Origin of the sequence: Streptomyces sp. NPDC048504 (assembly GCF_043200035.1) — a bacterium.
Taxonomy (GTDB): Bacteria; Actinomycetota; Actinomycetes; order Streptomycetales; family Streptomycetaceae; genus Streptomyces.
The window spans coordinates 105,132-118,118 of sequence record NZ_JBICXA010000001.1 but is presented as its reverse complement, the minus strand read 5'-3'; the positions used below and the strand labels follow the sequence as shown (position 1 = coordinate 118,118).

Annotated in this window: 13 protein-coding genes and 1 riboswitch; of the genes, 7 read left to right on the top strand and 6 right to left on the bottom strand. The window is 68.8% G+C overall.

From position 1 onward, the window contains the following. Positions 1–106 precede the first annotated feature (106 nt). Together ACGFY9_RS00490 and ACGFY9_RS00485 are read left to right on the top strand one after the other, a co-directional pair. Positions 107–742 carry an HAD family hydrolase gene (locus ACGFY9_RS00490; RefSeq protein ID WP_393751731.1) on the top strand — a complete coding sequence of 212 codons (636 nt, stop codon included), beginning with the start codon at positions 107–109 and terminating at the stop codon, positions 740–742. 283 nt (positions 743–1,025) lie between these two features. After that, positions 1,026–2,777, top strand: a complete 1,752-nt coding sequence (locus tag ACGFY9_RS00485) for a globin domain-containing protein (RefSeq protein WP_393750507.1) — start codon at positions 1,026–1,028, stop codon at positions 2,775–2,777. A gap of 16 nt (positions 2,778–2,793) precedes the next feature. On the opposite strand, the gene ACGFY9_RS00480 is transcribed toward ACGFY9_RS00485, so the two are convergent. The 5 genes from ACGFY9_RS00480 to ACGFY9_RS00460 form a co-directional block, all read right to left on the bottom strand. After that, positions 2,794–3,276: an NUDIX domain-containing protein gene (locus ACGFY9_RS00480; RefSeq protein WP_328830369.1), complete on the bottom strand. Its 483-nt coding sequence runs from the start codon at positions 3,274–3,276 to the stop codon at positions 2,794–2,796. Between the two features lie 122 nt (positions 3,277–3,398). Beyond that, positions 3,399–4,304 (bottom strand): LysR family transcriptional regulator, encoded by a 906-nt coding sequence (locus ACGFY9_RS00475; RefSeq protein ID WP_393750505.1) that lies wholly within the window; start codon positions 4,302–4,304, stop codon positions 3,399–3,401. Between the two features lie 228 nt (positions 4,305–4,532). Further along, entirely contained in the window at positions 4,533–5,678 is a 1,146-nt protein-coding gene (locus tag ACGFY9_RS00470) for a cystathionine gamma-lyase (protein WP_393750503.1), read from the bottom strand. Then, positions 5,675–6,166 (bottom strand): low molecular weight protein-tyrosine-phosphatase, encoded by a 492-nt coding sequence (locus ACGFY9_RS00465; protein ID WP_393750501.1) that lies wholly within the window; start codon positions 6,164–6,166, stop codon positions 5,675–5,677. The genes ACGFY9_RS00470 and ACGFY9_RS00465 overlap by 4 nt, the downstream gene beginning before the upstream one ends. A 7-nt stretch (positions 6,167–6,173) precedes the next feature. Beyond that, the gene (locus tag ACGFY9_RS00460; RefSeq protein WP_384153526.1) at positions 6,174–6,551 is read right to left on the bottom strand and encodes a phage holin family protein; all 378 of its coding nucleotides are present in this window, start codon (positions 6,549–6,551) and stop codon (positions 6,174–6,176) included. A gap of 48 nt (positions 6,552–6,599) precedes the next feature. Here ACGFY9_RS00460 and ACGFY9_RS00455 point away from each other — a divergent pair, with 48 nt between their 5' ends. The 4 genes from ACGFY9_RS00455 to ACGFY9_RS00440 all read left to right on the top strand — a co-directional run bounded on the left by ACGFY9_RS00455 (position 6,600) and on the right by ACGFY9_RS00440 (position 9,110). Continuing rightward, positions 6,600–6,917 carry a cupin domain-containing protein gene (locus tag ACGFY9_RS00455; RefSeq protein ID WP_393750499.1) on the top strand — a complete coding sequence of 106 codons (318 nt, stop codon included), beginning with the start codon at positions 6,600–6,602 and terminating at the stop codon, positions 6,915–6,917. 177 nt (positions 6,918–7,094) lie between these two features. Beyond that, a complete protein-coding gene (locus ACGFY9_RS00450) occupies positions 7,095–7,307 on the top strand; it encodes a DUF5326 family protein (protein ID WP_019055111.1) in 213 nt (70 codons plus the stop codon). A gap of 411 nt (positions 7,308–7,718) precedes the next feature. Next, on the top strand, positions 7,719–8,573 hold the full coding sequence (locus ACGFY9_RS00445) for an IclR family transcriptional regulator (protein ID WP_393750497.1): 855 nt from the start codon (positions 7,719–7,721) through the stop codon (positions 8,571–8,573). 99 nt (positions 8,574–8,672) lie between these two features. Next, on the top strand, positions 8,673–9,110 hold the full coding sequence (locus ACGFY9_RS00440) for an SsgA family sporulation/cell division regulator (protein ID WP_033285771.1): 438 nt from the start codon (positions 8,673–8,675) through the stop codon (positions 9,108–9,110). 209 nt (positions 9,111–9,319) lie between these two features. On the opposite strand, the gene ACGFY9_RS00435 is transcribed toward ACGFY9_RS00440, so the two are convergent. Further along, positions 9,320–10,849: a YibE/F family protein gene (locus tag ACGFY9_RS00435; RefSeq protein ID WP_393750495.1), complete on the bottom strand. Its 1,530-nt coding sequence runs from the start codon at positions 10,847–10,849 to the stop codon at positions 9,320–9,322. A 71-nt stretch (positions 10,850–10,920) separates the two neighbouring features. Beyond that, positions 10,921–11,110, top strand: a riboswitch (TPP riboswitch). Here ACGFY9_RS00435 and thiC point away from each other — a divergent pair. Continuing rightward, positions 11,103–12,959 (top strand): phosphomethylpyrimidine synthase ThiC, encoded by a 1,857-nt coding sequence (gene thiC / locus ACGFY9_RS00430; protein WP_393750493.1) that lies wholly within the window; start codon positions 11,103–11,105, stop codon positions 12,957–12,959. (Overlaps the previous riboswitch by 8 nt.) Positions 12,960–12,987: the final 28 nt, after the last annotated feature.

Below are 12,987 nucleotides of genomic sequence, written 5' to 3'. Positions count from 1 at the left end.
AACGCACCCACAGAAGCCGGATGTTTCACGTGAAACACCGGCGAACGGCGAGCATCCGGCAGCCTCGGGGAAGGTGCCACAGGTCCGCCCATTAACCTCGTGGCTCATGGCGAGACTTCATCTCTTCGACCTCGACGGTACTTTGCTGCACGGAACCAGCGCGCCCATGGAGATCTCCCGTCAACTCGGCCTGGAGGCCGAGACGGTGGAACTCGAACAGGCGATCTCGACCGGGCTGATCGGGCCGCCGGAGTATGCGACCCGCGTGTACACGCTATGGGCGGATCTCACCGAGGCGCACGTGGCGGCGGCCTTTGAAGGAGCCCCTTGGCTGGCGCGGATCCGTGAGGTCTGGGCCGAGATCAGGAGCGCCGGCGAATACTGCGCCGTCGTATCGCTCTCGCCTTCCTTTTTTGTGGAACGGCTCACGGGTTGGGGCGCCCACGCGGCACACGGATCGCTTTTCCCCGCCGTGCCGTTCACCGCGCCGTCCATGGACCTGACCGGAGTTCTCAGCTCCGCTGCCAAGGTGGTGATCGCGGACCGGCTGTGTGAGGAGTTCGGGGTGACGCGGGCGGACTGCGTCGCGTACGGCGACTCGATGTCGGACAAGGACCTGTTCGGTGCCGTGCCCGTCTCCGTCGCGGTCAACGCGGATCAGCATCTGTCGGGCCTCGCGACCCACTCCTATGAGGGGCGGGATCTATGGGATGCCTACGAATTGGTGCGCGGCGCCCGGTAATTGAGGGAATCGATGGTTCGCCCCTCCCTCTGTTCGCGGGGGAGCGAGGCGGCATTTGTGTGCGGACCATGGGCCGGTAGGGTCGACTCCGGTTCTTGTCCGGAGCCGGACGCTGCGGGAGAGTACTGCGGGCAATGTCACACTCTCGCCTTACTTGTCCGTACGCAGTGGGAATGTGGGTTGGATATGGCTGTATCGGCAGCTTGACCGAACGGGGAGCAGCAAGCCGTCCGCGCGGAAGCAGTCAGCTTCCGGCTGAGGAAGCGCGCAGACCGACCGAAAGATGTTCGAGGCGAGGCACACCATGGACGCTCCGACCACCCCGTCGGCCGACAACGGCACGTCCGGCGGCAGCGGCGGAGGCGGAGGCGGTTGGTTCACTCCGCGAAAGCAGCCGGAGGTGCCTGCGGGCGAAGAGCGTGAGACGACCGAGGGACGGCGTCCGGCAGTGCTCCGTCCGGTCCGCAGGGGCCTGGCGGCGGGGAGTGCAGAGCTTCCCCCCACGGACAGTTCGGCACCCTCGACTCCACCAGCCCCCTCGGCTCCTCCCACCCTCTCGGCTTCACCCGCCTCAGTGGCCCCACCCGTCTCGCCGACTCCGAGTGGCGACGGTCCCGCATCCCCTCCGGACGGGCACACCGCTCAGCAGGATGTGACGTCCGGGCAGCAGCGAATACCGTCGGCCGTGACCGCCCCGCAGCGCTCAACTCCCGTTCAGCCCTCGCCCCCCGTCCAGCCCTCAACTCCGGCCCCACCCATGGCTCCCGCCCCCGCGCCGGCAGCACCCCTGCCTCCCGCGCCGCAGCCCGCCGCAGCACCCGCTCCGGCCGTCACGGTAGCTGCCCCAGCCCAGGCCCAGGCCGCCCCCGTGCGCGTGCCCGCCCAGCGTTCTTCCGGCCCCGTCACCGCCACCGAGAAGGCCTCTCCGGACGCCGTACTCATCCGACGGACGATGGCCGAAGTCGGCCCCGTGGCCGACAAGGTCACCTCGTACTTCTACGCGCTGCTCTTCGTCCGCCACCCCGAGTTGCGGTCGCTGTTCCCGGCGGCGATGGACACCCAGCGGGACCGGTTGCTCAGGGCGTTGCTGACCGCCGCCGAGCACATCGACAACACCGAGGTCCTCGTCGCGTATCTGCAGAACCTCGGCCGCGGACACCGCAAGTACGGCACCAGGGCCGAGCACTACCCGGCCGTCGGCGAGTGCCTCATCGGCGCGCTGAACAAGTACGCCTCCGCCGTCTGGGACGCCGAGACGGAGGCGGCCTGGGTGCGGGCGTACACGACGATCTCGCAGGTCATGATCGACGCGGCCGCAGCGGACGAACTTCGCGCTCCGGCCTGGTGGCACGCGGAGGTCGTCACCCATGACCTCAGGACCCGGGACGTCGCCGTCGTCACCGTCCGCCCGGACCAGCCCTATCCCTTCCTCGCCGGGCAGTACACGAGCCTGGAGACGCCCTGGTGGCCGCGGATCTGGCGGCACTACTCCTTCGCCTCGGCGCCCCGCTCGGACGGGCTGCTGACCTTCCATGTGAAGGCCGTCCCCGCGGGCTGGGTATCGAACGCACTGGTGCACCGCGCCCGGCCCGGCGATGTCATCCGGCTCGGCCCGCCGACCGGCTCGATGACCGTGGACCACACCACCGACAGCGGACTGCTCTGCGTCGGCGGCGGCACCGGCATAGCGCCGATCAAGGCACTGGTCGAGGACGTCGCCGAACGCGGCGAGCGGCGCCCGGTGGAGGTGTTCTACGGCGCCCGTACCGACCACGACCTGTATGACATCGACACGATGCTTCGGCTCCAGCAGTCCCATCCCTGGCTCGCGGTCCGGCCGATCGTCGACCGGCAGGGGAATCTCCAACTCCCGGACGCCATCCGCACGTACGGGCCGTGGAACGAGTTCGACGCCTACGTCTCGGGGCCGCCCGGAATGATCCGCAGCGGTGTCCACGCCCTGCGGGACGCCGGCATCCCGTCGGAGCGCATACGGCACGACTCGGTCGAGGAGTTGGTGGCTGCCGGGGACTGACCCGGTGCCGGAGGCCTCAACCCAGGTCGGGGGCATGCATCGCGAGGACGCCTTCGATGTTGCCGTCCAGGTAGTGCCGTAGGGACAGGGGCACGAGGTGGACGGACGCGATGCCTACGCGGGTGAAGGGCACTCTGACGATCTCGTACTCGCCGAGGGGCTCATCCACTTCGGGACCGTGGCGTAGCGCCGGGTCCATGGACTCCAGGTGGCAGACGAAGAAGTGCTGCACCTTCACGCCGGTCGAGGCCGCGTCCGCGCCGATGTGCTCGACGGTGTCCACGAAGCAGGGCACCACGTCGCTGATCTTGGCGCCGAGCTCCTCGTACACCTCCCGGTGCAGGGCATCGACGACGGTGGTGTCCTCGGGTTCGACCCCGCCACCGGGCGTGACCCAGTAGGGATCGACACCTGGTTTGGTGCGCTTGATCAGGATCAGGGCGTCACCGTCGAGGAGAACGGCACGTGCGGTGCGCTTGACCACGGGTCGGACGGTCATGGGAGAAATGTGGCCCGGCTGGTTCCACGTGAAACATCGCATGACGTCACCTTGACGGTTCGGAGCGTGATGTTTCACGTGGAACCAGCGGGTTCGTCGCGGAACGGCGGCAAAGTGCCTGGTCAGCCCCAGTTGGTCGCGGCCCGCTGCAACCACTCGTGGGCCCGGGCGATGTGCGGCATCGCGAGAGTGCCGGTGCGCACCACCAGGAAATACGTCCGCAGTGGTGGAATCGCGGGTTCGTGGAGCGGGACGACCTCGCCGCGTTTCAGCGCCAGGGCACACAGATAGCGGGGCAGTACCGCGAGCCCGGCGCCCGCGATCGCGCATGCGAGGACCGCGCGGAGGTCCGGCACGATCACGGTGCCCGGGGCGGCCGGGCGGGAATCGAAGACGGAGGCCCAGTACCGGGAGACGAAGGGCAGCGACTCGTGGACCTCGATCACGGGGAGGTCGTCCGGGGCGGGCGCGTCCTCGGGGCCGAGCTTCGCGGAGCCGAGCTGCTCGGCCCGGTGTGGGGCGGCGACCAGGACGTGCTCCTCGTCGCAGAGCGTCGTCGCGGTGAGCAGAGCACCTCGCGGACGGGCCGTGCTGATGGCCAGATCATGATGTCCGGCGGCCAGTCCCTCCAGGGTTTCCTCGGCGTTCCCGAAGGACGCGCGCAGCGCGAAGCCCTGGCCGTCGTCGCCGGTCAGCTCCGTGAGCGCGGGCAGAGCCCGCTCGGCGGTGAATTCGGGGGGACCGGCGAGATGCAGGGTGCGTAGCGAGGCGTCGTTGTCGGGCCCCGTCTCGGCAATCTCCACGAGGGCGTCGAGATGCGGCGCGGCCTTGTGCGCGAGTTCGTCGCCCATGGTCGTGGGGGTGACCCCACGGGCCTGGCGCAGGAAGAGGGGGCGGCCCAACTGCCGTTCCAGGGTGCGGATCTGGGACGTCACCGCGGGTTGTGAGAGGCCGAGCAGGGCCGCTGCGCGGGTGAAGGAGCCGGCCCGGTGCACTGTGACGAAGGTGCGCAGCAAGGCCAGATCCATGGCACGCACTCTCCTCTCCCCACCCTTCCTCCGGCCCCGGGCAGGGCCCAACTATAAATAAGTCGATAGGTCTCTGTCGCTACTGTGATTGGACACTGACACAGAGTCAACTAGCCTTGTGCGCGCGGTTCTTCGCGCGCAGAACCGAGGACGGTCCGAGCCACGAGGGGGGAGGCTCGGACCGTCCGTTGTGCGTAGCCGGACACCGACCGGCGGTACGTAAAGCGGTCACCGCGCCGACTCGTCCAGCGCACGCAACACATCGGCCACCAGGTCCTCGGGGTCCTCGGCACCGACCGAGAGGCGAACGAAGCCCTCCGGTACCGCGTCCCCTCCCCAGCGCCCCCGCCGTTCGGCGGTCGACCGCACTCCGCCGAAGCTCGTCGCGTCGTCCACGAGCCGCAGCGCGTCGAGAAAACGCTCGGCACGCGTGCGCGTGGGCAGCGTGAACGAAACCACACACCCGTAGCGCCGCATCTGCTGCGAGGCGATCTTGTACGAGGGGTCGTCGGGCAGCCCCGGGTAGCGCAGGCCCGTCACGTCGGTCCGTTCGCGCAGGGCCTGAGCGAGGATCAGCGCGGTGGCGTTCTGCCGGTCGACCCGCAGCTGGAGCGTGGCGACCGAGCGGTGCGCGAGCCAGGCCTCCATGGGCCCGGGAATCGCGCCGACGACCTTGCGCCAGCGGCGTACGGCGGCCATCGCGGTGGCATCGGTCCCGGCGACGTACCCGAGGAGGACGTCCCCGTGCCCGGTGAGCTGCTTGGTGCCGCTCGCCACGGCGAAGTCGGCGCCGAGTTCCAGCGGGCGCTGCCCCAGGGGCGAGGCGAGGGTGTTGTCGACGGCCACGAGGGCGCCACGCGCGTGTGCCGCCTCGGCGAGCCGTCGTACGTCGCACACGTCGAGCCCGGGGTTCGACGGCGTCTCGATCCACAGCAGCTTGGCGCCGTCGAGGAGGTCGAGCTGGGCGTCCCCGCCGGTCGGCGCGGTACGCACCTCGATGCCGTACGCCTCCAACTGCTCGCGCACCAGGGGCAGTACCTGGTAGCCGTCGTCGGGCAGGACGACCGCGTCGCCGGCGCGCAGCTGGGAGAAGAGCACCGACGAGATGGCGGCCATGCCGGAGGCGAACACCAGCGTCTCGACATCGTCCCGCCCTGGCGCCTCCAGCTCGCCGATGGCGCGCTCCAAGTGGGTCCAGGTGGGGTTCTCGTCCCGCCCGTACTTGTACGGGCCCGTCGCCTCGCCCGGGAGATGGAAGTGCGCGGCGAACACCGGCCCGGGGAGCGTCGGGTCGTACTTGACCGGCTCGGGCAGACCGGCCCGCACCGCGCGCGTGCCGTCCCCTGCACCCTTGTCTGCAGCGGAATCACTCATACCGCTCGTCCCTCCACTTCGTCACGCACTGCGGCGAGCAGACCAGCGCTCGCCGCCTCCACCATCTCAAGACACTCCTCGAAGCCGTCCAGGCCCCCGTAGTACGGATCCCGTACGTCGAGGTCGTCGCCGGCGTCCGGGTCATAGGAGCGGAGCAGGTGGACCTTCTGGGCGTCCTGCTCGGTCGGGGCGAGGCGGCGCAGGATCTTGCGGTGGCCGGAGTCGAGGGCGATGACGAGGTCCAGGCGGCCGAACCAGGAGACCTGGAACCGGCGGGCGACGTGGTCGGTGCCGTAGCCGTGCTCCTCCAGGACGGCGACGGCGCGCGGGTCGGCGCCGTCGCCCTCGTGCCAGCCGTCCGTGCCCGCGCTGTCGACCTCGACCAGACCGTCGAGCCCGGCCTCCGCCACCCACGCGCGGAAGACCGATTCGGCCATCGGCGAACGGCAGATGTTGCCGGTGCAGACGAAGCTGACGCGGTACGTCATCGCGCGCTCAGTCCCCTTCGGGCAGGACGACGTTGAGCGCCCAGGAGACGACCGAGATGATGAGGCCGCCCAGGACGGCGGTCCAGAAGCCCTCGACATGGAAACTCAGGTCGAGTTTGTCGGCCAGCCATGAAGTGAGCATCAGCATCAGCGCGTTGACCACCAGGGTGATCAGACCGAGCGTCAGGATGAACAGCGGGAAGGTCAGCACCTTGACGATCGGCTTGACCAGGAAGTTCACCAGGCCGAAGACCAGGGCGACGAGGAGCAGCGTCCAGACCTTCTTGAAGGTGCTGTCACCGGTGAGGGTGATCTTGTCGAGCAGCCATACGGCGACCGCCAGGGCACCCGCGTTGGCGATCGTCTTGACTAGGAAATTCTTCATGTGTCTGATCGTGACAGAAGAGATCGACTCCGAGCGTGGACGAGGGCGATGAAGGCATTCCGGTTGGATGAACTGGAGGCGGAGCGTGCCGCCAACGACGGTGCGTACCTGCAGTTCCTGCGAGAGAAGAACATGTCGGTCGGCCTGTACGCGCTCGATTCCGGTGAGCACGACCGGCAGCAGCCGCACAACCAGGACGAGGTGTACTTCGTCGTGAGCGGCCGGGCCGCGATCACCGTCGGCATGGAGACCACCCAGGTGGCGCGCGGCAGCGTGGTCTTCGTGCCGGCCGGGGTGGCCCACAAGTTCCACCACATCAGCGAGGATCTGCGGGTGCTCGTGGTGTTCTCTCCACCCGAAGCCTGACCCGCGTCTCAGGGTTCCCTAGGGGAACGGTCAGGGGAGGACAAGGGATGCGAGGCCCCCGTTCGGCCTTCGCCCGCCCTAGCATCGAGTGCAGGACATCAGAGATCCGGTACGAGAGTGCCGGACACAGACCGGACCCGGTACGAGCGACGGGCGGAGAGGTACAGGACGAGGACAATGCGAGAGATCTTCGCGGGACTGCCGTGGTGGGTGAAGTGGGTCGCGGTGCCGGTCATCGCCCTGGTCGTGTTCGGCGGGCTGATAGCGACCGTCGTGAGCATCGTCATCGGACTGCTCTTCAAGCTGCTGGTCTTCGTGGCGCTGGTCGGCGGAGTGATCTACGTCGTGCGGAAGTTCACGTCTAGCTCCTCCTCACGCGGCGACTGGTGAGGCCCTGCCGGCCGACCGGTGATCGGTAACAGGAATCACCGGTTCCCTCGGGCGGGGGAAGTTTCCCGGACAGGCCGTCTGCGGGCGGTGGCGGGCGGTTAAAGTCCGGAATTCGACGCGGGGACGAACCCCGCGGGCGGCGCACCCCCTCCCCGTGTTCCCCGCACGGGCTGCCTCCTCGCGCTCCGGGAGTGACCCTTGGCCACGGTTGACACCGCACCCGTAGAACCACACGCACGCCCCACCCTGCCCGTCCCGTCCACTTGGCCGCGCTCGGTGGCGGTCCCCGCACAACTGCGACCGGTGCCACAGCCAGGCCCGGCGGCACAGCCAGGCTTGGTGGAACGGTCGGGTCCGGTGGCACGGTTGCAGCCGGTGCCACAGCCCAGGCCGGTGCCACAACAGCGCCCGGTGGCGGCCCCGCCGCGGCAGCGCTCCGCGGCGGCCACCGACCAGCAGCCCTTCCCCGCAGCCCCTGACCGGCAGAGCTCCGCGACAGCCGACGGCCCGCAGCAGTCCGCCGCCACGCTCATCGGCTCCGTCCAACGGGCCATGCGTCTGCTGGAGTCCGTCGCCGGACACGAACACGGCGCCCCTGCCAAGCAGTTGGCCCGCGAGACGGGCCTCGCCCTCCCCACGGCGTACCACCTGCTGCGCACCCTCGTGCACGAGGGATATCTCCGCCGCGACAAGGGTCTGTTCTTCCTAGGGGAGGCGGCCGAGCGGCTGAGCAGCAGCGGGGCGCAGGAGAAACGTCGCAGCACGATCGTCGACGCGTTGGCGCAGTGGCGGGATTTGGTCGGCGCACCGGTGTACTACGCGATGTACCGCGACGGTGAGATCGAGGTGCTGTGCGTCTCCGACACCCCCGGCAGCCCGGCGGTGGAGGAGTGGGCGGACTTCCGTGAGACGGGGCACGCGCACGCGATCGGTCAGTGTCTGCTGGCCCAGTTGGGCGAGGACGTCCGCCGTGACCACCTCGACCGCTACCCCGTGCGGTCCCTCACGCCCTACACCGTGCGCGACGGTCACGCCCTGGTGCGGCGCCTGGACGGGATGCGGCGGACGGAGCTGGTGGTGGAGCGTCAGGAGTACGCGCTGGGGACGGTCTGCGCGGCGATTCCGATCACGCTCGGCGCCACGGCAGCCACGATGGCCATCTCCCTGCCCTCGCATCAGGCCGACCGACTGCCGGTCGCGGCGCGGCAGTTGCAGGCCGAGGTCGGCAGGCTTCTGGGGTCGCTCGCGCTCTCTATCAGTATCTGAAAACTTACTCCTTGTGATCTAACGTGTACGTTCAGCAATATTCCTTCAGTGTCACGGGGATCATTCCCGGCCAGGCGACGGCAGTTGACGGGATAGGCGATGCGCGAGTCCGTACAGGCAGAGGTCATGATGAGCTTCCTCGTTTCCGAGGAGCTCTCCTTCCGTATCCCGGTCGAGCTGGGTTACGAGACGTCCGATCCGTACGCCGTGCGGCTGACCTTCCACTTGCCGGGCGACGCCCCGGTGACCTGGGCCTTCGGTCGCGAGCTGCTGATCGACGGGGTGGGCATGGCGTGCGGGGAGGGCGACGTGCGGATCGAGCCCGTCGACCCCGAGACGCTGGGCGAGGTGCTGATCCGGCTTCAGGTGGGCAGCGACCAGGCGCTGTTCCGCACCGGCGCGGCCCCGCTCGTGGCGTTCCTCGACCGCACCGACCGGCTGGTTCCGCTCGGTCAGGAAGGTGCCCTCGCGGACTTCGACACCCACCTCGACGAAGCGCTGGACCGCATCCTGGCGGAGGAGCAGAGCGCGGGCTGATGTGTCGTCACGGCGGTGGGGCGGGAGTTGGCGTAACGCTTCGCCACGCGCCCTGAAGCTCCTGGAGGCGCTGTGAGCCCTGAAGGTCCGCTGGGGCCAGGGAACCGCAGTAACGCTTCTGCGCGGCCCCCTGGGGCCCTTCCCGCCGTCCTCAGCGCCCACGTGCCTACGGGTGCCTCAGCGCTGCTGTGCCTCAGCACTACGGCGTCTCAGTGCTTGCGGCGCCGGCCCTTCCCGCCGCGCGCCGCAGCGGGCTTGGCGCTCGGCGCCGCCGTGGCCGCCGTAGCCCCACCCGCTGAAGCCCCACCGCCTGTCGGAGCCGCACCCGCTGGAACCGCCTCGGGCCCCGGACGGTCCGCCGAGACCACCAGGGCCGCGAGGGCCGTGGTGACCGGTACCGACGCGACCAGGCCGATGGAACCCACCAGCGTGCGCACGATCTCCTCGGCGACCAACTCGCTGTTGGCGACCGCTCCCACGCTGCTCTGCGCGATGGAGAAGAGCAGCAGCAGGGGCAGGGCGGCGCCCGCGTAGGCGAGGACGAGCGTGTTGACGACCGATGCGATGTGGTCGCGGCCGATGCGGATGCCGGCGCGGTACAGCCCGCGCCAGCCCATCGACGGGTTGGCCTCGTGGAGTTCCCAGACCGCCGACGTCTGCGTGACCGTCACATCGTCGAGCACGCCGAGCGAACCGATGATGACGCCGGCGAGCAGCAGACCGCTCATGTCGATCGACGGGTACAGCCCGTGGATCAGGCCCGTGTTGTCGTCCGTGTTCCCGGTCAGCGCGGCCCAGCCGATGAACACCGAGCCCAGGACGCCGATCAGTACCAGCGACATCAGGGTGCCGAGCACCGCCACCGACGTTCGCGCCGACAGGCCGTGGCACATGTAGAGGGCGATGAGCATGATGGCGCTCGATCCGACCACCGCCACGATCAGCGGGTTCGAGCCGTGCAGGATCGCGGGCAGGATGAAGAAGTTCAGGATCATGAAGCTGATGGCCAGCGCGACCAGCGCCATGACGCCACGCAGCCGGCCCACCACCACGACGGCCAGCGCGAAGATCCCGGCGAGCAGTGCCATCGGGAACTTACGGTTCACATCGGTGACGGAGTACTGCAGATCCTTGGGCGCGGAGGGTTCGTACGCGACCACGACCTTCTCGCCCTGATGCAACTGCCGTGACTGGTCGGGCTGCACGATCTCCGTGAACGTACGGCCCTTGTCCTTGCCGGTGGAGACCGTGACCGTGGCCTTCTTGCAGGTGCCGGCCGCCTCCTGCGCGGCAGAGGAGCCCTCGGCGGTGGAGGTGTCCCCGGTCGAGCCTCCGCCCGAGGCGTTCACCGACGCGCAGCTCACGCTGACGACCTTGGTGACCGTCGCCTGCTGTGTCTGCCGGTCGAAGCCGACGCCGGTGCGTTTGTGCGACGGGGCGCCGCCGGGCCAGAGGACCACCATGCCGACCACGACCGCCACCGTGAACGGGATCAGGATCGCCGCGATGACCTTCCGCAGATGCCGGGAGACGGGGGCGGCGGGGCCGTGGCTGTGCGAGTGACCGTGGCCACCGCCTGCCCCGGAACCGTGCCCGCCGTCTCCACCCGGTCCGTGTCCGCCGTCCCCACCCGATCCGTGGTCGTGCCCGGAACCGGAACCGTGGTCGTCGCCGGATCCCTGGCCGTGGCCATGCGGCGGCCCGGTCGGCGGGTACGGGGGCTGCTGTGTCGTGGTCACCGCCCGATCATCGCAAGAACGCCGGAGGCCCACTGTTCACCGCGCCACTTATGACGCTAGCGTGGAGGCACCTTTGCACACGCGGGAGCTCGGAGCACCGGGCTGAGAGGGCGCTGACCTTCGTCTCTGCGATGTTTCACGGGAAACGTCACCTGAATCGAGTGATGTTTCACATGAAACATCGGCTGACGGAAGCCGCTGCGTCGACCGCCGAACCTGTTACCGGGTAATGCCGGCGTAGGGAGTAGGTCTCATGACCAACAAGGACGCACGCACGCCTGCCTCCAGCCAGGACGAACAGCCCATTCCGGGCGAGAAGTCCGCACGGGCCGAGCAGCCGACCGGGGCCGAGGAGTCCCCTGAGGCCGGGAAGTCCGCCGGCTGGCACAAGAGGTATGTCGAGGGCTCGCGCCCCGATCTCCGGGTGCCGGTCCGTCAGGTGCACCTCACCAACGGGCAGTCCGTGACGCTGTACGACACCTCCGGCCCGTACACCGATCCGCTCGTCGACACCGATGTCCGCAGGGGGCTGGCGCCGCTGCGGGAGAACTGGATCATCGCCCGCGGCGACACCGAGGAGTACGCGGGCCGTCCCGTCCGCCCCGAGGACGACGGGATCAAGCACACCTCACCGCGTGGTGGACTGCGCAACCTCGACGCGGTGTTCCCCGGCCGGCCGCGTCAGCCGCGCCGAGGCCGTGACGGTACGCCGGTCACGCAACTCGCCTACGCGCGACGGGGCGAGATCACGCCCGAGATGGAGTTCGTGGCCGTACGGGAGAAGGTTTCGCCCGAGGTGGTCCGGGAGGAGATCGCGGCCGGGCGGGCGGTGCTGCCGGCCAACGTGAACCATCCGGAGATCGAGCCGATGATCATCGGTAAGCGGTTCCTGGTGAAGGTCAACGCCAACATCGGTAATTCCGCGGTCACTTCCTCCATCGAGGAGGAGGTCGAGAAGATGACCTGGGCGACGCGTTGGGGCGCCGACACGGTCATGGACCTGTCCACCGGCCGCAACATCCACACCACGCGCGAGTGGGTGCTGCGCAACTCCCCCGTCCCCATCGGCACGGTGCCGCTCTACCAGGCGCTCGAAAAGGTTGACGGCCGCGCCGAGGAGCTGACCTGGGAGATCTACAAGGACACGGTCGTCGAACAGGCCGAACAAGGCGTGGACTACATGACCGTCCACGCGGGCGTGCGGCTGCCGTTCGTACCGCTGACGGCGAACCGCAAGACGGGCATCGTCTCGCGCGGCGGCTCGATCATGGCGGCCTGGTGCCTCGCGCACCACAAGGAATCGTTCCTGTACGAGAACTTCGAGGAACTGTGCGAGATCCTCGCCGCCTACGACGTCACGTACTCGCTCGGCGACGGCCTGCGGCCCGGTTCGATCGCGGACGCCAACGACGAGGCGCAGTTCGCGGAGTTGCGGACGCTCGGGGAACTCAACACGATCGCGAAGCGTTTCAATGTTCAGACCATGATCGAGGGCCCGGGACATGTCCCGATGCACAAGATCAAGGAAAACATCGACCTTCAGCAGGAGATCTGTGATGAAGCTCCGTTCTATACGCTCGGCCCGCTGACGACGGACGTCGCGCCGGCGTACGACCACATCACCTCCGGCATCGGTGCCGCGATGATCGCCTGGTGGGGCACGGCCATGCTCTGCTATGTCACGCCCAAGGAGCACTTGGGCCTGCCCAATCGTGACGACGTCAAGACCGGCGTCATCACCTACAAGATCGCCGCCCACGCAGCCGACCTCGCCAAGGGGCACCCCGGTGCGCAGGAATGGGACGACGCGCTGTCCGACGCCCGCTTCGAGTTCCGCTGGGAGGACCAGTTCAACCTGGCCCTCGACCCGGACACGGCACGGGAGTTCCACGACGAGACGCTTCCGGCGGAGCCGGCCAAGACGGCGCACTTCTGCTCCATGTGCGGGCCGAAGTTCTGCTCGATGAAGATTAGCCAAAGCATCACAGCGCAGTTCGGCGGTACGGCGGCTGCGGGGGCGACGGCTGAGGAGGTCGCTGAGGGGATGCTGCAGAAGTCGAAGGAGTTCGCGGCGAGCGGGAACCGGGTGTATCTGCCGCTGGCGGACTGACGCTTGTTCACGAGCGGTCTGTGCTTTC

Excerpts from the sequence above, each read along its gene's own strand:
- ACGFY9_RS00490 (WP_393751731.1), top strand. The coding sequence starts at position 107 with ATGGCGAGACTTCATCTCTTCGACCTCGACGGTACTTTGCTGCACGGA.
- ACGFY9_RS00485 (WP_393750507.1), top strand. The coding sequence starts at position 1,026 with ATGTTCGAGGCGAGGCACACCATGGACGCTCCGACCACCCCGTCGGCC.
- ACGFY9_RS00480 (WP_328830369.1), bottom strand. The coding sequence starts at position 3,276 with ATGACCGTCCGACCCGTGGTCAAGCGCACCGCACGTGCCGTTCTCCTC.
- ACGFY9_RS00475 (WP_393750505.1), bottom strand. The coding sequence starts at position 4,304 with ATGGATCTGGCCTTGCTGCGCACCTTCGTCACAGTGCACCGGGCCGGC.
- ACGFY9_RS00470 (WP_393750503.1), bottom strand. The coding sequence starts at position 5,678 with ATGAGTGATTCCGCTGCAGACAAGGGTGCAGGGGACGGCACGCGCGCG.
- ACGFY9_RS00465 (WP_393750501.1), bottom strand. The coding sequence starts at position 6,166 with ATGACGTACCGCGTCAGCTTCGTCTGCACCGGCAACATCTGCCGTTCG.
- ACGFY9_RS00460 (WP_384153526.1), bottom strand. The coding sequence starts at position 6,551 with ATGAAGAATTTCCTAGTCAAGACGATCGCCAACGCGGGTGCCCTGGCG.
- ACGFY9_RS00455 (WP_393750499.1), top strand. The coding sequence starts at position 6,600 with ATGAAGGCATTCCGGTTGGATGAACTGGAGGCGGAGCGTGCCGCCAAC.
- ACGFY9_RS00450 (WP_019055111.1), top strand. The coding sequence starts at position 7,095 with ATGCGAGAGATCTTCGCGGGACTGCCGTGGTGGGTGAAGTGGGTCGCG.
- ACGFY9_RS00440 (WP_033285771.1), top strand. The coding sequence starts at position 8,673 with ATGCGCGAGTCCGTACAGGCAGAGGTCATGATGAGCTTCCTCGTTTCC.
- thiC (WP_393750493.1), top strand. The coding sequence starts at position 11,103 with ATGACCAACAAGGACGCACGCACGCCTGCCTCCAGCCAGGACGAACAG.